The organism is Demequina sp. (assembly GCF_016278765.1).
Lineage (GTDB): Bacteria > Actinomycetota > Actinomycetes > Actinomycetales > Demequinaceae > Demequina.
In genome coordinates this window covers 67302-86491 of the sequence record NZ_JADQBE010000040.1, presented here as the reverse complement: position 1 = coordinate 86491, position 19190 = coordinate 67302, and the positions used below count along the sequence as shown (strand labels likewise).

At 64.7% G+C, this 19190-nt stretch carries 16 protein-coding genes, 1 tRNA gene and 1 pseudogene; 7 read left to right on the top strand and 11 right to left on the bottom strand.

Features of this window, described 5'->3' with window-relative positions; translation table 11 throughout:
- Positions 1-94 precede the first annotated feature (94 nt).
- From rpsA to polA, 3 genes are all read right to left on the bottom strand, one after another.
- Entirely contained in the window at positions 95-1588 is a 1494-nt protein-coding gene (gene rpsA / locus QZZ29_RS07765) for a 30S ribosomal protein S1 (RefSeq protein ID WP_291382417.1), read from the bottom strand.
- A gap of 159 nt (positions 1589-1747) precedes the next feature.
- Positions 1748-2770 carry an ATP-dependent 6-phosphofructokinase gene (locus QZZ29_RS07760; RefSeq protein ID WP_291382416.1) on the bottom strand — a complete coding sequence of 341 codons (1023 nt, stop codon included), beginning with the start codon at positions 2768-2770 and terminating at the stop codon, positions 1748-1750.
- A 19-nt stretch (positions 2771-2789) separates the two neighbouring features.
- Positions 2790-5438 carry a DNA polymerase I gene (polA, locus tag QZZ29_RS07755; RefSeq protein WP_366479258.1) on the bottom strand — a complete coding sequence of 883 codons (2649 nt, stop codon included), beginning with the start codon at positions 5436-5438 and terminating at the stop codon, positions 2790-2792.
- Positions 5439-5457: 19 nt separating this feature from the next.
- On the opposite strand from polA, the gene QZZ29_RS07750 reads away from it, so the two are divergent.
- The 5 genes from QZZ29_RS07750 to QZZ29_RS07730 are packed head-to-tail and all read left to right on the top strand — an operon-like array spanning position 5458 to position 9624.
- The gene (locus tag QZZ29_RS07750) at positions 5458-5865 is read left to right on the top strand and encodes a hotdog fold thioesterase (protein ID WP_291382415.1); all 408 of its coding nucleotides are present in this window, start codon (positions 5458-5460) and stop codon (positions 5863-5865) included.
- Between the two features lie 51 nt (positions 5866-5916).
- Entirely contained in the window at positions 5917-7080 is a 1164-nt protein-coding gene (locus QZZ29_RS07745) for a branched-chain amino acid ABC transporter permease (RefSeq protein WP_291382414.1), read from the top strand.
- A 3-nt stretch (positions 7081-7083) separates the two neighbouring features.
- Positions 7084-8061 (top strand): branched-chain amino acid ABC transporter permease, encoded by a 978-nt coding sequence (locus QZZ29_RS07740; RefSeq protein ID WP_291382413.1) that lies wholly within the window; start codon positions 7084-7086, stop codon positions 8059-8061.
- Positions 8054-8899: an ABC transporter ATP-binding protein gene (locus QZZ29_RS07735; protein WP_291382412.1), complete on the top strand. Its 846-nt coding sequence runs from the start codon at positions 8054-8056 to the stop codon at positions 8897-8899. The genes QZZ29_RS07740 and QZZ29_RS07735 overlap by 8 nt, the downstream gene beginning before the upstream one ends.
- Positions 8896-9624 (top strand): ABC transporter ATP-binding protein, encoded by a 729-nt coding sequence (locus QZZ29_RS07730; protein WP_291382411.1) that lies wholly within the window; start codon positions 8896-8898, stop codon positions 9622-9624. The genes QZZ29_RS07735 and QZZ29_RS07730 overlap by 4 nt, the downstream gene beginning before the upstream one ends.
- A 137-nt stretch (positions 9625-9761) precedes the next feature.
- Here QZZ29_RS07730 and QZZ29_RS07725 read toward each other — a convergent pair whose 3' ends face one another.
- Positions 9762-11030: an ABC transporter substrate-binding protein gene (locus QZZ29_RS07725; protein ID WP_291382410.1), complete on the bottom strand. Its 1269-nt coding sequence runs from the start codon at positions 11028-11030 to the stop codon at positions 9762-9764.
- Between the two features lie 193 nt (positions 11031-11223).
- Positions 11224-11835: a response regulator gene (locus QZZ29_RS07720; RefSeq protein ID WP_291382409.1), complete on the bottom strand. Its 612-nt coding sequence runs from the start codon at positions 11833-11835 to the stop codon at positions 11224-11226.
- 21 nt (positions 11836-11856) lie between these two features.
- On the opposite strand from QZZ29_RS07720, the gene QZZ29_RS07715 reads away from it, so the two are divergent.
- A tRNA-Leu gene (locus QZZ29_RS07715) sits at positions 11857-11930 on the top strand.
- A 104-nt stretch (positions 11931-12034) separates the two neighbouring features.
- On the opposite strand, the gene tkt is transcribed toward QZZ29_RS07715, so the two are convergent.
- The 6 genes and pseudogenes from tkt to QZZ29_RS07685 form a co-directional block, all read right to left on the bottom strand.
- On the bottom strand, positions 12035-14119 hold the full coding sequence (gene tkt, locus QZZ29_RS07710; RefSeq protein WP_291382408.1) for a transketolase: 2085 nt from the start codon (positions 14117-14119) through the stop codon (positions 12035-12037).
- A gap of 105 nt (positions 14120-14224) precedes the next feature.
- A complete protein-coding gene (locus tag QZZ29_RS07705) occupies positions 14225-15730 on the bottom strand; it encodes a PTS ascorbate transporter subunit IIC (RefSeq protein ID WP_291382407.1) in 1506 nt (501 codons plus the stop codon).
- A 19-nt stretch (positions 15731-15749) separates the two neighbouring features.
- Positions 15750-16034 carry a PTS sugar transporter subunit IIB gene (locus tag QZZ29_RS07700; protein ID WP_291382406.1) on the bottom strand — a complete coding sequence of 95 codons (285 nt, stop codon included), beginning with the start codon at positions 16032-16034 and terminating at the stop codon, positions 15750-15752.
- A 66-nt stretch (positions 16035-16100) separates the two neighbouring features.
- Positions 16101-16583 (bottom strand): PTS sugar transporter subunit IIA, encoded by a 483-nt coding sequence (locus QZZ29_RS07695; RefSeq protein ID WP_291382405.1) that lies wholly within the window; start codon positions 16581-16583, stop codon positions 16101-16103.
- 312 nt (positions 16584-16895) lie between these two features.
- On the bottom strand, positions 16896-17384 hold the full coding sequence (locus QZZ29_RS07690) for a hypothetical protein (protein ID WP_291382404.1): 489 nt from the start codon (positions 17382-17384) through the stop codon (positions 16896-16898).
- A gap of 210 nt (positions 17385-17594) precedes the next feature.
- A pseudogene (locus QZZ29_RS07685) lies at positions 17595-18484 on the bottom strand (ATP-binding cassette domain-containing protein).
- A gap of 215 nt (positions 18485-18699) precedes the next feature.
- Between QZZ29_RS07685 and QZZ29_RS07680 the strand changes: the two are divergent.
- Positions 18700-19173 carry a methylglyoxal synthase gene (locus QZZ29_RS07680; RefSeq protein WP_291382403.1) on the top strand — a complete coding sequence of 158 codons (474 nt, stop codon included), beginning with the start codon at positions 18700-18702 and terminating at the stop codon, positions 19171-19173.
- The last annotated feature ends 17 nt before the right edge of the window (positions 19174-19190 follow it).

The window sequence follows — 19190 nt, the reverse complement described above, 5'->3', positions numbered from 1 at the left end:
GAACATCGCCGCACGCAAGGCGCCACAGCAATGGTTCCCTCAGGACGAAGGGCCCCGACCGTGTGGTCGGGGCCCTTCGATCGCACGACGGTGTCTAGTTGCCCGTCAACTTCTCGCGCAGCGCGGCGAGGCGCTCGTCGGAAGCCAGCGTGCCGGCGTCCGAGGGCTCCTCCTCCTGCGAGGAGTACGACGTTGCTCCGCCGCTCTCATCGCCACGGCCACGCTTGCGGGGAGCAACGGGCTCGGCAACCTCGGCCTCCGCGGCCTGAGCGTCGTGCTTGGCCACGAATGCCTTGTGAGCCTCCCAGCGCTCGTGCGCCTTGGCGTACTCGGCCTCCCACGCTTCACGCTGAGTGTCAAAGCCTTCTTGCCATTCCTGCGTCTCGGCGTCGAAGCCCTCCGGATACTTGTAGTTGCCAGCCTCGTCATACTCGGCGGTCATGCCATACAAGGCGGGGTCGAAGTCCTCGCCCGCAGGGTCGACACCCTCATTGGCCTGCTTGATGGACAGCGAGATGCGGCGACGCTCGAGGTCGATGTCAATGATTTTGACGAACACCTCTTCGTCGGCCTGAACGACCTGCTCGGGAAGCTCGACGTGGCGCACGGCCAATTCCGAGATGTGCACGAGGCCCTCGATGCCGTCATAGACCCGCACAAAAGCGCCGAACGGAACAAGCTTGGTGACCTTGCCGGGAACGATCTGGCCGATCGCGTGGGTACGTGCGTACACGGCCCACGGGTCCTCCTGCGTCGCCTTGAGCGACAGCGAGACGCGCTCGCGGTCCATGTCGATGTCGAGAACCTCGACCTCGACTTCCTGACCCACCGACACTACCTCGTTCGGGTGGTCGATGTGCTTCCACGACAGTTCCGAGACGTGCACGAGGCCGTCGACGCCGCCGAGGTCCACGAAGGCACCGAAGTTGACGATCGACGAGACGACGCCCTTGCGGACCTGGCCGGAGGCGAGTGCCGTGAGGAACGACGACCGCACCTCGGACTGGGTCTGCTCCAGGAAGGCGCGACGCGACAGCACCACGTTGTTGCGGTTCTTGTCGAGCTCAATGATCTTGGCCTCGATCTGCTGCCCGATGTACGGGCCGAGGTCACGCACACGGCGCATCTCCACGAGCGATGCGGGCAGGAAGCCCCGCAGGCCGATGTCTACGATGAGACCACCCTTGACGACCTCGATGACCGAACCGGTGACGACTCCGTCGTCTTCCTTGATCTTCTCGATCGAGCCCCACGCCCGCTCATACTGGGCGCGCTTCTTCGAAAGGATGAGGCGGCCTTCCTTGTCCTCCTTGGTGAGAACAAGGGCCTCGACGGTGTCACCGACGTTAACGACCTCGTCAGGATCGGCATCATGACGGATGGAAAGTTCGCGGGCGGGAATCACGCCTTCGGTCTTGTAGCCGATGTCGAGGAGGACCTCGTCACGGTCGACCTTGACGATGACGCCTTGAACCAGGTCGCCGTCGTCGAAGTTCTTGATAGTCGCGTCTACAGCGGCGAGGAAGTCTTCGCTCGAGCCGATGTCATTGACGGCGATCTGGGTGGTCTCGGGGGTGGATACGGACATAGAGGGAGTGACTCCGGAGGTCTGTGAATCATTGATAGATGGGCAGGCCAGAACGCAGGGCGCACACGGCCACCCCAAAGACTACCTCCAGGCCATCACCCGCACAAACGAGCATGCCTGCTACCGGGACACGATTCGGCAACGATCCTCAGCTGTTCGCTACAGCCCGCGGGCGGCCTCAAGCAACTCCTTGGGAACCCACTTGGTCTTGCCCATCATCGTGCTGAAGTCTTCGAGCACGATGTGCTCGCCCTGCAGCGCCGTGAACTTGCCCGACTCTCCCGCGACGATGGCGTCGATGGCCGCGATGCCGAACCTGGTGCCGAGCAGCCGGTCCGCCGCCGTGGGAATGCCGCCCCGCTGCGTGTAGCCCAGGACGGTGAGCCGCGTCGGGAAACCCGTGAGTTCCTCAATGGCCTTGGTGACCTCGTGGCCGACGGAACCCGCGATCGGATTGCCACTTTCGTCGATCGTGGCGCTGCCGTTCCAGTGCGTGCCTTCGGCCGGGACGGCGCCTTCGGCGACGGCGACAATGGAGAAGTTCTTGTAGCGGTGACGGTGGCGAATCCGCTTGGCGATGCTCTCAATGTCGAACGGCTCTTCGGGCGCGAGAATGATGTCCGCGCCTCCGGCCATGCCTGCGGTCACGGCAATCCAACCGGAGTGTCGTCCCATCAGTTCGACCACCATCACGCGGTTGTGTGACTCGGCTGTGGAGTGCAACCGGTCTATCGCTTCGGTCGCGACAGTCACGGCGGTGTCGAAACCGATCGACGTATCGGTGCCCACGACGTCGTTGTCGATCGTCTTGGGGATGCCGATCACGGGAATACCCGTGGCCCGAACCACCTCGCCAGCGGCCTTGAGGGTGCCGTCGCCGCCGATGCAGATCAGTCCGTCAAGCTTCTCGTTGGCGACGGTCTCGCGCACGGCGTCCATACCGCCGTCCACCTTGTGCGGGTGACAGCGGGCGGTGCCGAGCATGGTGCCGCCAACCACAAGAATCCCGGAGACGTCGTCCCGCGTGAGGGGGTGGGCGTCGCCGTCAATCACGCCTCTCCAGCCATTGCGGAAGCCCACAATGGAGCACCCGTGCTCAGACGTGCCCCGCTTCACGACAGCGCGAATCGCTGCGTTGAGGCCGGGACAGTCGCCGCCGCCGGTAAGAATTCCGATGCGCATAGAGCCACACTAACGGGTGTCAGTGGCCAGCGACCCGCCAATTGGTCCCACGTCCCACGTTGACGTCCAATGGCAGTGACAGGGCCCCGGCGCCCGCCATTTCCTCCCGAAGAATTGCCTCGACGGCGTCCGCCTCACCGGGCGCGGCCTCGACCACCAGTTCGTCATGCACCTGCAGGATCTGCCGAGACGACAGGCCCTCGGCTGCAAGCCGGGCGTCGACCGCGAGCATGGCCCGCTTGATGAGATCCGCGGCGCTGCCCTGGATGGGCGCGTTGAGTGCCATCCGTTCGGCGATGTCGCGGCGCTGCCGGTTGGTCGAGGACAGATCCGGCAAGTAACGACGCCGCCCAAAAATCGTTTCGGTGTAGCCGTCTGCCGTCGCCTGCTTGACGACGCCCGTGAGATACGACCGCACCGCGCCGAACCGTGCGAAGTAGTCGTCCATGAGGGCCTGCGCCTCGCCCACCGCGAGTCCGAGTTGCCGCGCGAGGCCAAACGATGACAGGCCATAGGCGAGCCCGTACGACATTGCCTTAATCTGGGATCTCATCTCGGGCGTGACGCCCTCGGGCGGAACCCCAAAGACCCGCGAGCCCACAAAGCGGTGCAGATCCTCTCCCGCCTTGAAGGCGTCGATCAACGCCTGGTCGCCGCTGAGGTGCGCCATGATCCGCATCTCGATCTGGCTGTAGTCGGCGGTGACGAGCGTCTCGTATCCCTCGCCCACGACGAACGCCTCGCGAATGCGGTGTCCCTCGTCAGTGCGGATGGGAATGTTCTGCAGGTTGGGATCGCGAGAAGACAGCCTCCCCGTGGAGGCCACGGTCTGGGAGAACGTCGTGTGGATGCGACCGTCCGCGCGCACCGATTCGCGCAAGGTTTGGATGATTTGCGCCAGCTTGGTGGCGTCGCGATGCGCGAGCAACGCCTCCAGGAACGGGTGCGGGTGCTTCTCGTAGAGGTCGGCTAGGGATGCCGCGTCCGTGGTGTAGCCCGTCTTGATCTTCTTGGTCTTGGGCATGCCGAGCTGATCGAACAACACCTCTTGCAGTTGCTTGGGCGAGCCGAGATTCACCTGCGTGCCGATCGCCGCGTAGGCAAGGTCCGCTGCGGCCGCGGCACGCTTCATTGCGGCGGCGGACAACTCCTCAAGGTGGCGGGCGTCAACGGCGACCCCAGCGGACTCCATGCGCCACAGCGCCTCGACCAGCGGCACCTCCATGTCGCGATAGAGGTCCATCATGTTGCGCTGTGCAATGTCGTCGCGCAGCACGGGCGCCAACCGCGCCACCAGGAACGCCTGCCTGGCGGCCTCCTCGACCTCGGATGAACCCAGTCCGAGGTCCAACTGCCCCGAGGCCGCCCCCTCCGGGCGCACCCCCAGGAACCGTTCCGCGACGTCCGCCAACTCAAGGCGGCCCTGCGCGGGGTTGGCCAGATACGCGGCCAGTTGCGTGTCGTCGCGCAGACCCTTGACCGTGAATCCACGTGCCGCGAGGGCGTGCAGGGCCGTCTTGGCGCCGTGGAAGACCTTCGGCACCGAAGAATCCACCAACCAGTTCGCCAGCGCCGCGTCATCGGACTCTCCCAGAGAGCCAAGGTCCAGTCCCCACGCGTCCGACGCTGTCGCGACACCCAGCGCCCAGGCGTCGTCGGTCGCTCCCCACAGGTGCAGTGCCACCTCTCCGGTGAGGGCGACGACGTCTCGCACGTGCGCGGGAGCGTGCACACGAACCTCTGCCTGCGTCTCCTGTGCAGCATCCCCTTCCGCGGCGTCGGCGGACGCGAAGGCCAGCAATCGTGACCGCAAGCCACGGAACTGCAGGGTGTCGCACACCCGATGCACCGCTGCGGCGTCGGCGCCCTTCAGTCGGAGGTCCTCAAGAGTCCGATCGACGTCGAGATCAGTGAGCAAGTGGTTGAGTTCGCGGTTCAGTTTCACCCGTTCGACGTTGGCGCGCAGGCTCTCCCCCGCCTTGCCCGGCACATCGTCCGCCGACGCGAGAATCCCGTCCAGACCGCCATACGCGGTAATCCACTTCGCGGCAGTTTTGGGGCCGACGCCGGGCACGCCCGGAAGGTTGTCCGACGTCTCGCCGACGAGCGCCGCCAGCTCCGGGTAGCGGTGCGGTGGCACGGCGTACTTCGCTTCGACGGAGGCGGGGGTGAACTCGACAAGGTCGCTCACGCCCTTCCGGGGGTACAACAGCGTGACGTCGTCGGTGACCAGTTGAATTGTGTCGCGGTCTCCGGACACCACGAGCACCTCCATGCCAGCCTCACGCCCCATGCGGGCGTAGGTCGCGAGCAGGTCATCGGCCTCGTAGTCCGGCTTGTCGAGGGCAACCACCCCGAGCGCATCAAGCACCTCACGCATCAGGGGAACCTGCGGCTCCAGGTCCGGGGGCGTCTCGTCCCGGGTGCCCTTGTACGACGGCAGGCGGCGCGTGCGAAACGTCCCACCAGGCAGGTCAAACGCCACCGCCGCGTGCGTCGGCTTGCGGTCGCTGAGCAGGGTTGCGAGCATCGCGGTGAATCCATAGACCGCGTTGGTGGGCGTGCCCGTCGACGTCGCAAAATTCTCGACGGGCAGTGCGAAGAAAGCGCGGAAAGCCATCGACAGTCCGTCGACGAGCAGAAGTCTGTCCTTGGCTGAATCGCTCACAGGTGCCAACCTATCCCCTATGACCGACAGCGCAGCGGCAGGCTATGCCGACCTCGGCGGGCTCATCGACCGCCTCCACATGACCATCATCCAGGTGTCTGCGGAAGGCGGGGCGGCGACGATGCCGGTCGAGGGCAACACGCAACCGTACGGATTGTTGCACGGCGGCGCGTCGGCAGCTTTGGCCGAGACGATCGCATCGCTTGCAGCGGCCGTCCACGCTGGCCCCGGGCGGATAGCCGTCGGAGTGGACCTCAGCATCACCCATCACCGGGCGGTTAGCAGCGGTTTCGTTCGTGCAGAAGCCACCGCACTGCGCCTGGGAAGAAGCGTCGCGAGCTACGAGATCGCCATTCTCGACGAACGCCGAGAGCGTGTCGCAACTGCTCGCCTCACGTGCTTCCTTCGCGAAGGCTTGGCTACATAGCCGAAACATGACGTGTGTACATTGTTGCGCAACCACCTGGGGAGGACACCAGTGAAGAGATCACTTGGCACCCGCGCAATGGTGCGCGCACTCGTCGTGTTCCTTGTTGCAGCGGCCGCGGTGACGTGGCTGTTATCGGCCCAATCCACGGCTGCGACATCGCAGTCCGCAAGCTTGACCAGCATCGTCACCACCGACACCGCCAACCACGCCCCCGCGTTGGGCTCCGCCGCCATCGCGGACTCAATCGCCGTGACCGAAGTGGCCACCCCAGAGCAGACCGCGGAATCGGACGCCCAATCCCGAGTCCTCCAAAACGTGTTCAACGGCGTCGTGTTTGGCTTGTTGCTGGCGCTCGCGTCTGTCGGCCTGTCGCTCATCTACGGAACTACGGGCCTCAGCAACTTCGCGCACGGAGAGCAGGTCTCGCTCGGCGCCATGGTGGCGTACTTCTTCGCAACGGATCAACCCGTGAGCATCCCCTTGACCCCCTGGGAGTTCGTCATTGGATGGCCGCTGTGGTGGGCCGCCATCGCGGCGATCGTGATCGCAGGCGGTACCGGCTGGATCCAGGACAAGTTCCTGTGGGGCAAACTCCGCAAGCGCGGCGTCGGCGTCGTTCAGCAGATGATCGTGTCGATCGGCCTCTCGCTCGCGCTGCTGAACTTCCTCCAGTGGTGGATCGGCCCCGACCGGCTCCGCCTGAGTAAGGCCATCGAGGTGCGCCACCAAGTAGGGCCCATTCAGATCGGCAACATCACGTTGATGTCCATCGCAATCGCTACCGTGGTCCTCATTAGCGTCGCCCTCTTCCTGCAGCGCACTCGGCTCGGCCGAGCGACTCGAGCGGTATCAGACAACCCGTCACTCGCGGCCGCGTCCGGCATCAAGGTCGATTCGATCATTCGGCTGGTGTGGATCATGGCGGTCAGCCTGGCCGCTCTCGGCGGCATCCTGATGGCCCTGTACGACAGCGGCACCAAGTTCGACGTGGGCGCCAAACTGTTGCTGCTGATGTTCGCGGCGGTGACACTTGGCGGACTCGGCCAGCCTTATGGCGCCCTCGCGGGATCACTCGTGATCGGAGTCGTCGTGGAGACCTCCACGCTGTGGCTCGGTCCAGACCTCAAGTACGCCACAGCGCTCGGAATCCTCATCATCGTGCTCCTTGTGAGACCACAAGGAATTCTTGGGCGAGCGGAAAGGGTGGGCTAGACCATGGGAGACCTTCTCGTTGACGTGGTGCGTGAGGCATTCACCCCCACCACCGCGGCATTCGCCCTCGCGGCCGTCGGCCTCAATTTTCACTTTGGACTTACCGGCCTGCTGAACATGGGTCAAGCGGGCTTCATGCTGCTGGGCATGTACGGATTCGCGATCACCGTCCGCGAAGGCGGACCCATCTGGCTTGCGGTCATCGTGGCCCTCGCCGTGTCCATGGTCTTCGGCCTGATTCTTGGCTGGCCAACCCTGAAGCTGCGCGGCGACTACCTCGCGATCGTCACCATTGCGGCCGCCGAAATGGTGCGATACCTGGGGCGTTCGCAGAACTTCAATAGTCTCACCGGCGCATCTACCGGTATTCGCGGCAATGAGTTTAAGGGCCCCTTCGAGGATCTTTCGCCGTTCCCCGACCGCATGGTGGACGTGGGGCCATTCGCCTTCCACGGCACCCGGTCCACAAGTTGGTGGCTCATCCTCGTTGCCTGGGTGATTGTCGCCATCTTCATCCTCATCTTCGCGCGGCTGTCCCGGTCGCCATGGGGGCGCGTCCTCAAGGGAATCCGGGAGGACGAAGACGCCGTGCGATCGCTCGGGAAGGACGTCTACTCGTACAAGATGCAGGCGCTGGTCATTGGTGGCGCGGTGGGAGCCATTGCCGGCGTGATCTGGTCCCTAGGAGCGTCGGTGCAACCAGATTCGATGGGACGCCCCACTACCTTCTGGATATGGACGTTATTGCTCCTTGGAGGCGCAGCCACGATCTTCGGGCCCGTGCTCGGTTCCATCCTGTTCTGGTGCGCGCTCGTCCTGATCAAGGGCCTGGCGGCCATGTGGATTCCCGACACTGTGCTGTCGCAGGAACAGCTCCAACCCTTCTCACTCCTGCTGGTGGGAGTCACGCTCATGCTCCTGGTGATCTTCAGACCACAAGGAGTGCTCGGCGACAAGAGGGAGTTGGCCTTCAATGACTGACAAGAACCCGTTCGCTCACGTCCCTTCGGAACCCGGAGCGCACAAAGAAGATCCGATCATCATTGCGGATCACGTCCAACGTCGCTTCGGCGGGCTGACGGCGGTCGATGTGGACCACTTCGAGGTCCAGCGTCACGCCATCACGGCCCTCATCGGTCCCAACGGCGCCGGAAAGTCCACCTTCTTCAACCTCCTGACCGGCTTTGACAAGCCCCAAAAGGGTGAGTGGCTCTTCAACGGCAAGTCCATGAAGGGCGTCTCGCCCGCCAAGGTTGCCAGGGCCGGCAAGGTGAGGACCTTTCAATTGACAAAGGCGCTCAACCGCATGACCGTCATCGAGAACATGCGGCTGGGTGCGGCCGATCAGCGCGGCGAGAACATCTTCGCCGCGTTTGTACCGTCGCTGTGGCGTCAGCGGGAGGCCGACATCACCGAACGAGCACACGACCTCCTCCACCGCTTCAAGTTGTACGAGAAGAAGGACGACTTCGCGGGTTCGCTGTCAGGCGGCCAGCGCAAGTTGCTCGAGATGGCTCGCGCTCTCATGTCCGAACCTGAGATGGTCATGCTCGACGAGCCGATGGCGGGCGTAAACCCCGCTCTGACGGAGTCACTGCTCGATCACATCGTGAAGTTGAAGAACGAGGGCGTCTCCGTGTTGTTCGTCGAACACGACATGCACATGGTCAGGCGGATCTCCGACTGGGTGGTGGTCATGGCGGAGGGCCGGATCATCGCCGAAGGTCCGCCCGACACCGTGATGCTCAACCCAGAAGTGCAGGAGGCCTACCTGGGTGTCCACCACGACACCGACCTGTCCGAGGAGTCCAGCTCATGACCGATGCGCCCACCATTCTCCAGGCCGACGAGATCATTGCCGGGTATCTTCCCGGCGTGGACATCCTCAACGGCTGTTCAATGACGGTGAAGCAAGGCGAGTTGATCGGAGTCATCGGCCCCAACGGCGCCGGAAAGTCCACCTTCCTCAAGGCACTGTTCGGTCTGGTGCCGATCCGCGAGGGCACGGTGACACTCGAAGGTCAGGTCATCACCGGCAAACGGGCAGACGAGCTCGTTCACCTGGGCGTGGGCTTCGTTCCACAGAACGACAACGTGTTCCCCTCGCTCACTATCAAGGAGAACCTCGAGATGGGGGCCTACCAGGCCCACAAGAAGTTCCCCCAGCAATTCGATCGAGTGGTCGAGCTCTTCCCCACCCTGGGGGATCGTCGTAGCCAGCGTGCCGGATCGCTCTCGGGCGGTGAGCGGCAGATGGTGGCCATGGCACGTGCGCTCATGATGGACCCGCAGGTGCTGCTTCTCGACGAGCCTTCCGCCGGCCTGTCCCCCGTCCTCCAGGACGAGACCTTTGTGCGCACACGCGAGATCAACCGGACCGGTGTCACGGTCATCATGGTGGAACAGAACGCCCGCCGTTGCCTGCAGATCTGCGACCGCGGCTACGTCATGGACCAGGGCACGTCCGCGTACACCGCGACCGGCCAGGAGCTGCTGAAGGACCCCAAGGTCATCGAACTGTACCTGGGCACGCTGGGCGCGTAAACAGTCCCGAGAAAGGGCCCTGGCTTGCGAGCCGGGGCCCTTTCTCGTGTGCGCACCTCTACCGCACACCGTGCGCGGTCCGGGCACGCAGAAGGGCCCCGGCCGAAGCCGGGGCCCTTCGCTCGTGCGTGTGAGGCTTAGACCTCGCCGTACACCGCTTCGGTCCACTGCGGGACGTTCGCGTCGTCGAACACGTACACGCCCACGTAGGCGCTGGACGGGTCGTTGTCCGCGTTGAACGGACCCACACCCGAGACCGCCTGGTAGATAATGTCTTCGCCGGCCAGGATCAGGTCGGAGCATTCCACCCAGCCGGTGCACTCGGTGCCACCGTCTGCGCCGGAAACCGCCGCCAGGTTGTCGCGAACAGTCTGGCCGTCCGAACCATTGCCCTTGAGGGCAGCCAGGGCAACCAGCATTGCGGCGTCGTAGGACTCGGCACCGTAGGCGTAAGAGTCGAGCTTGCCGCCGTTGGTGTCATCAAGGCGAGCCTTGAAGTCGTCCGGTGCGTTGGCGCCAGGAATGGTGCCCTTTGCCCCGGTCATCACGCCTGCGTCGAAGTCGGCCGAGTAGTCCGCAGTGTTGCCGTCCGTGAAGTACAACTTGTCGGCCGGGTAACCCGCTCCCACCAGCGCAGGAACGATGTTCTTGGTCTGGTCGAAGGCGATCACGAGGATGCCTTCAGGGTTGGTCGCGAGCACGTCCTGAACGATCGACTCGAAGTTCGAGGCGTCGGTCTGGAACTCGTCTCCGGCCTTGCCGTAGGTGATCTCGCCGCCGTTTTCCTCAACGACACCCTGGACCACGTCACGCAGCGACGTGGCGTAGTCGTCGGCGAACAGCAGGATGCCGAGCTTCTTGATGCCGTCAGCCACGATCAGGTTTCCGAGCGCCGAACCCTGAACGGTGTCCGGCGGAGCGGTGCGGAAGTAGAACGGCGAGTAGCCGGACAGCGCGGTCGAGGTGTTGGCGGGCGAAATCTGGACGATTCCGGCGTTCGCCACGTCATCCACCACGTTGAGCGACACCGAAGACGATGCTGCACCGACGATCGCGGCCACGTTGTCAGCGACCATCGCGGAAACCGACTGCGCGGCGATCTGCGGGTTGTCGGTGTCCGAGGAGTCCTGGTTGTTGATCACGACGTCGGCGCCGAAGATGCCGCCGGCCGCGTTGATTTCGTCAGCAGCCAACTGAACACCAGCGACTTCGGGCGGGCCGAGGAAGGCGAGCGAGCCGGTCAGCGGAAGCAATGTGCCGATCTTCAGGGGCGCAACGTCTTCGCCGCCGCCGCCGGACGAAGAACTTGTAGCCGTCTCACCTCCACCGGACGAGCAAGCCGCCAGGGCAAGGGACGCGACAGCCGCTACAGCGGTGCCTCGTGCGATGGTGTTCCATCGTGCCATGTCTTTCCCTCCATCAAGGTTCGGCGGGACGCGCCCACCGGATCCACCGCGAGGACGGTCCTCGCTGGCAGTTGCCTTCACGGTACCGGCGGGAAATTACGTCCATGGGTCGCTAGGGTCACGATTTCGTGACCTTGGTCACGGGTCCCTGGTCACGTGCGGTCGCGCCTACCAGGAACGATGACGCGAAGGACTACTTGCCGCCCATCTGATCGATGACGGCCTCCGCCACCTCGCGCATCGTCAGGCGACGGTCCATCGACGTCTTCTGAATCCAGCGAAATGCCTCGGGCTCGTTCAGCTGCATCTTCTCCATCAACAGCCCCTTCGCACGCTCGACGCGCTTACGTGTCTCCATGCGCTCATTGATGTCGGCGATCTCGTTCTCAAGAGCCCTGAACTCCATGAAGCGTGAAGCCGCGATCTCCACCGCCGGCAGCAGGTCCGCTGGGGTGAAAGGCTTCACCACGTATGCCATCGCGCCCGCGTCACGCGCACGCTCCACCAGTTCGGTCTGCGAGAATGCCGTCAACAGGACGACGGGCGCAAGCCGTTCCTTGGCAATGTGCTCGGCCGCGGTGATGCCGTCCATGACGGGCATCTTCACGTCCATCACCACCACGTCTGGCTTGAGTTCGCGGGCGAGGCCCACGCATTCCTCGCCGTTCGAGGCTTCGCCTACAACGTCGTAGCCGCCCTCACGGAGCGTCTCGACGATATCCATCCGAATGAGTGCCTCGTCTTCAGCGACGATGGCGCGACGCTTGGCGGGACCTGTTTGCGCTGGTTCAATACTCTCGTTCACAGGCGCTAGCCTAGTGGGCGCGCCCCGATAGCCCAACCGGCAGAGGCATACGGCTCAAACCCGTACCAGTGTGGGTTCGAATCCCACTCGGGGCACCTGGAGACGTGAGCATGGGCGGAGTCGGATCCCGGACGCCTCTTCGCTGACGCGATGGTGGCGCCTATCGAGTCGCCGACCCGACGTCGGCTCACGGGACGTGTCAACGCTGTCGGGCGAGGGCGACCTTGGCCCGGTCGGCAACGTTGACCGCAGTCAGCCCGTACTTGGCGAACAGTCGGGGGCCAGCCGCGGACTCTCCGAAGTGATCCACCGAGACGATTTCACCGGTGTCGCCGACGTAGTCCCGCCAGCCCTTCCCGACCCCGGCCTCGACGGCGACCCTCGCGGTGCCGGAGGGCAAGACGGAGGCCCGGTACGCGTGGGGTTGGCTGTCGAACCACTCTTGGCAGGGCATCGAGACCACGCGGGTTGGGACGCCCTCGGCCTCCAGCAGGTCGCGGGCGTCTAGGGCAATGCTCACCTCCGAACCGGTGCCGATCAAGACCACTTTGGGTTCACCCGTCGATGCCTCGAGTAGCGTGTACCCGCCCTGCGCCAGGTGCTCGGCCGGGGCGCAGGCGCCGGGACCGCGGTCCACCGTCGGGAGTGCCTGCCGCGACAGGATGATCGCGCTGGGCCGGTCGTGGTGAAGCAACGCCTGGACCCATGCCTGGGCCGTCTCGTTGGCGTCCATGGGCCGGATCACGTCAAGCCCTGGGATCAGCCGGAGTGAGGCGATCTGTTCGACCGGTTGATGGGTGGGACCGTCCTCTCCGACAGCGACGCTGTCGTGGGTCCAGACGAAGATGCTCGGCGTCTGCTGCAGGGCGGCCAATCGGACCGCAGCGCGCATGTAGTCGGAGAACACCAGGTACGTGCCCCCGTAGGCGCGGGTCAGCCCCGAGATGGCGATCCCGTTGAGGATGTTGCCCATCGCGTGCTCCCGGACCCCAAAGTGGAGGACCCGACCGTTGTAGTCACCGACAAAATCGTCGTTCGACTGCTCCGGCGGAAGGAAGGACGGCTGTCCCTTCATGGTGGTGTTGTTCGACGCGCCAAGATCTGCGGAGCCGCCCCACAGCTCCGGCATGACGTGGGCGAGGGCGGTCAGCACCGCACCCGAGGCCGCACGGGTCGCCATCGTCCCGACGGGGAAGGTCGGCAAAGCCTCGGCGAGTCCCGCGGGCAGCGTGCCGGTCACCAGCCGATCGAACAGCAGCGCCCTGTCGGGGTGCGAGTCTCGCCACGCCTCGAACCGGGCCTGCCACTGCTCTCGCGCAGCCGTGGCGCGGTTCGCCGCGTTGCGACGGGTGTGCTCCAGCACCTCGGGGTCCACCTGAAACGACCGCTCCGGGTCAAAGCCCCGCGCAACCTTCAGCCGAGCGATCTCCTCGTGCCCCAGCGCCGCTCCATGCACCGCGTGGTGGCCCGCCATGGTCGGCAGGGGCCAGCCGATCATCGTGCTCAGCCTGATGAACGAGGGACGATCCGTCACCCCCTTCGCCGCTTCCAGGGCGGCGTACAGGGCCTCCATGTCCTCGGCGTACTCGGTGCTGCCGTTGGTCCAGTCCACGTGGTGCACGTCCCAGCCGTAGGCGGCGTAGCGGGCCATCACGTCCTCGGTGAAGGAGATCTGTGTCCCGCCCTCGATCGTGATCCGGTTGTCGTCGTAGATCAGGATCAGGTTGCCGAGCTTCTGAGCTCCCGCCAGCGACGATGCCTCCGAGGCGACCCCTTCCTGCATGCAGCCGTCCCCGGCGAGGCAGTACACCGTCCGGTCGAACACCGAGGAACCCTGTGGGGCGTCCGGATCCAGCAGTGCGCGCTCGCGGCGGGCCGCCATCGCGAAGCCGACCGCGTTCGCCACGCCCGCTCCCAGTGGGCCGGTGGTGCACTCGACACCCGCCGTGTGCCCGTATTCCGGATGCGCGGGCGTCAGGGAGCCCTCCGCGCGCGTCCCCGCGATGTCGGCCACTTCCAAGCCGTACCCGGCCAAGAACAACTGGGTGTACAGGGTCAAGGACGTATGACCGGCGGACAGCACGAACCGGTCGCGACCGATCCACTGCGGATCGGAGGGATCGCCGGTCATCACCTTCTGGTAGAGCAGGTAGGCCAGCGGCGCCAAGGAGATCGCCGTTCCCGGGTGTCCGTTACCGGCCTTCTCCACCGCGTCGGCTGCAAGGATGCGCGCGGTGTCGACGGCCCTTCGATCGATGTCGTTCCACTCAAGCGGGGTGGTCATAGTCAGTCCTTCGCGGGACATGAAGTAGCGGTGATCAGATGTGGGGAGTGAGCGACGCCGCAGGTGCTCCTTGGAGGTGGAGTACCTGCGGCGTCGAGGATACTGCTAGGAGGTCTCGCCCCCAGTGGCAGCGGCCTTCTTGCGTGCAGCCTCTTCCGCGATGGCGGCCTTTTCTGCGGCCTCCTCCTCGGCGACCCACTCGGAGTGTTCCAGACCCGGCTTCCATTCGACGTTGACGAGTCGCTGCTGGTACCGGCTGGCGCCGAACAGGAGGACCACGATCAGTACTGCGAGCCCGACCAGCCCGCCGATCGCGCCCAGCTTGACGACGTTGCCGACGACGATGCCGAACCACCCGAAGTCGGCGTCACCGAACGTCGTGTTCTCGAAGCCGAGCGAGCCCAGCACCTTGAGCAGCAGCGCCGCAAGGAAGGTGATCAGCACGCCGTTGGCAAACGCTCCGATGACCGCTCCACGACGTCCGCCGGTCGCGTTGCCGTATACGCCAGCGCCACCGCCGGTGAAGAAGTGCGGAACCATGCCCGGCAGGATGAGCGCCAGCCCGAACACGGGCCCGAAGATCCAGGCGAGGAGCCCGAACGAGAGCAGGCCGCCCGCGAAGGACGCGATGAAGCCGACAAGCACCGCATTGGGGGCGAAGGGGAAGACGATCGGAACGTCGAGCGCCGGGACGGCACCGGGAACGACCCTGCGTGAGATTCCTTCGAACGCGGGAACCAGTTCAGCCAGGATGGTCCGCACGCCGTAGAGGATGATCGAGACACCGATACCGAACTGCAGACCCAGTGCCACACCCAGCATGATGAAGTTGCCGCCATTGGTGGCGCCCAGGATGTCGAACGCGGCCGTGTCGCCCAGCTTGATCCAGGTCCAGGTCGTGAAGACGATGTAGAAGATCACCATCGAAAGCGCCGTGGCGACCATCGAGTCACGCAGGAAGCGGAGCCCTTCGGGCACGTGGAGGTCCTCGGTGGAACGCGACTTCTTGCCGACCACAGTACCGATGGCTCCGGCGGTGATGTAACCAAGCGAGCCGAAGTGCCCCATGGCCAGCGTGTTGTTGCCCGTGACGCGCCGCGTGAACGGCTGGGCGAACGTGGGCATGATCTGCATAATCGTGCCCAGCAGTAGCGACCCAACCACCACAATCATGGTGTTACTCAGGTCCGCCACCGACAGCACCACGGTGAGCATGGTGGCCATGAAGAAGATGTGGTGGCCGGTGAGGAACACGTACTTGAGGGGTGTGAACCGCGCAATCAACAGGCTGATCGCGAAGCCACCGATCATCGTCCAGGCAACCTGGGCTCCGAATTGGGCGGCGGCGATCGAGACGATTGCCTCGTTCGTCGGCACGACGCCCTGTGCGCCGGTGGCCGCGAGGATCAGTTCACCTAGGGGCGACAGCGCGTTGACGACGACACCCGCACCCGCTCCAAGAATGAGGAAACCGAGGGTTGCCTTGAGTGCGCCCCCGACAATTTGCCCCACGCTCTTGTTCAGGGCGATGAGTCCTACTGCCACGATGATGCCGACCAGATAGGCGGGCACCGATAGGACTTCGTTAACCAGGAAATTTACTACTGGCATGACGAACTACCTTCCATTCTTAGAGTTGTTCGAGGTTGAGTACATCGGTGATGGCTGCGGAGATCTCGTCCACGTCCATGAAGTTGTTGATGACCCGGATCGGTATCGGCAACCCCTCCAATTCCTCGGCCAGCTCAGCGCTGGTGAGCACGAAATCGGCCTGTCCTGCGGCACCCTTGGCGGTGCCGATGTCGGCCGCGTCCACATCGGCGTCGATGCCGAGCTGCTTCATTGCCTTGTCGGTATTCATCTTCAGCAGGATGGAGGTTCCTAGACCCATCCCGCAGACGCAGATCACTTTCATGCTTTCTCCTTTGTGTGTCGTCTGTCTTGCCGCTATCGCGCCGCTGCCGTCGGCCCGGTCTGTTGTTTACTCATACCCCTGAACGAGCCCGAGCAGTACTCGCAACTCGTCGGCGTCGGCCGCGCTTCTCAGCTGCTCGGTTTTTTTTGGGGCGGACAGAAAGCCCGCCAATTGTTGGAGGGCCTCCATGTGGGCGTCATGGTCCTTGCTGGCCAGGCCGACGACCAGGTGAACGGGATCGTTGGTCTTGTGACCGAAACTCACCGGGCGGGCAAGCTGGACGAAGGACATGCCTGTGTGGAGGACATCCTCGGAGGCCTGCGCGTGTGCGAGTGCGAAGCCGGGGGCAATCACGATGTAGGGGCCGAACTTGTCGATCGCCGCGATCATCTGCTCGGTGTAGGCCGGCGTAGCCGACCCCGTCGAGGTCAAGAGGTCGCCCGAGGCCCTGATCGCCTCCCGCCAATCCGTTGCCTCCACCTGAGCTTCAACGGCAGAGGCCGGGAGCAGGTCACTGAGCGCACCGTGGGGTGCGACGGATTCAGTCATAGCGCCTCCTTGCGCATGAGGCCAGGTATATGTCACTCTGGCTGACTTTCTCCAAAGGTAGGGCATTTTCCTTCACGCGTCCAGCCCGGACACATAGGGGTGGAGTAGATCGCGTCGGGTCGCCTCATGAGACGCGTGAAAAGCCCCGTCCCCGCACCCCGCGCGGGCAACCAGCGACGCGTCTCGACCTCCGGGCAAGCGCTCAGAACTGCGAGCACATGCAGCAGGTGCGTTGCCGCCGAACCCGGCCAGAACTCGCGCGTCCGCCACGCGCGACTCGCGGGGATTTCCCGGGCGGCCGTCTGTGGAGGATCAGTAGCCAGGGGCGCGGATTACCTCATACGATGGCGGTGGCGGCCGATACGTGGGATGCCGGGCAGCACCTCGTCGGTGCCCGTCGGTTGGCGATCGTGCGGACCATGAGTTCCCGGGGGCGCCATCCGTCATCTGAGTGGCGGCCTCCAACATCTCGTTGTCGAAGAGCACCATGCGTCCCGCCGTGGACGGCAGGAACGGGCTAATCAGCTCCACGGCGCGCAACGGAATGATCAGGAGCACGTTCTCGATGACGAGCAGCAACGCGATCACTGCGGTCAACGCCGCAGCACTGTGTCGAAGGAGCGCACCCACGACGAACGCGAAGAGCGCGATCGCCACGAGGTACAGAGGCAGACCCACGGCCACCAGTGTGGAGCGAATCATTCCCGTCGAGTACTCGCCCGCAATCGTCAGCACGCCGAGAACCGCCACGGGCAGTTGGCCCACCTGGTAGCCCGCGCCGAGCAGCATCGCGGTGTTCATGGGCCCATCGCCAGCGTCGACCGCCTCGATCGAGGATCCCCCACGCGGCGAGGGCGCTAATGCCAACCATGAGACCGACGGTCGCGATGAGCGTCCATGCCGTCGAGCGCACGGTCCAAAACTTGATCCACTCGGCATGCACGGTCTGTCCAAATGTCTGGCGACGGACGGAACTCGACGGTACGAACGGTGTGCGTGTTGCGGTGGTGGTCATCGTGATGCTCCTTCGGTAACCGGCTGCGCGCCGGACGGGTGGGCGGCGCCCACGGGCGTCGAGTGGTACTCGACGTCGTTGGCGGTCAGTTGCAGGTAGGCATCCTCGAGTGAGCTGCCGGTCACTTCCAGGAGTCCGGGTTCGGTGGCGACGACCGCGGCACCAGCGCAACGCAGCATCGCCTCCAGGTCGTTCGCCCGCGGGCTACGTACCCGCACCTTGGACCCCTGAGCGCCGGCGACAACGTCTTCCACCGGGGGCGTCGGCGAGTACCCGGCTGCGGCCGACCACGATGATGTGATCCGCGGCCAGCGCCATCTCGCTCATCGGGTGAGACGACAAGAAGACCGTGCGACCCTTGTCCGCACGGTACTTGGTCAGATTGCGCACCCACAGCACGCCTTCGGGATCCAGCCCGTTGACCGGCTCGTCCAGGATCAAGGTCTGCGGATCGCCTAACAGCGCCGACGCGATTCCCAATCGCTGACCCATGCCCAGGGAGAACCCACCCACCCGCTTGTCGGCCACCGACTCGAGTCCAGTCATGTCGATGACCTCATCGACCCGCTTGGTGGAGATGCCGTGAGTGGCTGCCATGGCACGCAAAGTGGTTGCGCGCGCTTCGGCCCGTGTGAACGGCCTTGGCGTCCAGCAGTGCGCCCACCTCTTGGAGGGGGGCGCGGTGGTCGGCGTAGTGGCGACCGTTGATGGTCACCGAGCCGTCGGTGGGTCGGTCAAGCCCCACAATCATCCGCATGGTGGTGGACTTCCCGGCGCCGTTGGGGCCCAGGAAGCCGGCGACTCGACCGGGTTGAACGGTGAATGACATGTGGTCCACCGCGGTGGTTGGGCCGTACCGCTTGGTCAGCCCTTGTGCCTCAATCATCTTTCTCCTCGTTGTGTCTCACGCTGTGACACGTCAAAACTAGGAGCGCCGGGGTGTCGGCGGCACCGCCCCACGGATGATCTTCTCGTGGCGGGCTTCTACGACTCAGGGGTGAGGCCTCCACCCGCGGAGGCACGTAGCAGACCCGCGTGGGACCTCGCCTGAGGGCCGCACAATACTTGGCCCGATTGGCTGGCGGGCGCGATACTGGGCACATGGCTCAAACCGATGCGAAGCGCACCAACGACGCGAAACGTCACATCGCCCTCGTGGCGCATGACAACAAGAAGGTCGACCTGCTCGAGTGGGCGAGCTTCAACAAGGGCACGCTGTCCAAGCATCACCTGTACGCGACGGGGACCACGGGAACGATGCTCGAGTATGAGCTAGGCCTCAAGGTCACCCGCTTTCTCTCTGGCCCCGTCGGCGGCGACCAGCAGATCGGCGCCAAGATCGCGGAGGGCGGCATCGACACCCTCTTCTTCTTCTGGGATCCGCTCGAGGCACAGCCGCACGACCCCGACGTCAAGGCACTGCTACGCATCGGGGCGGTGTGGAACATTCCCATGGCGTCGAACATGGCAACGGCCGACTTCCTCATCTCGTCGCCCCTGTTTGCGGAGCCGTACGACCGCACCGTCCCTGATCTTGGCGACCGGGACTGGGCCGCGCTGCGCGAATCACACTGACGAATCGACCCTGAGTC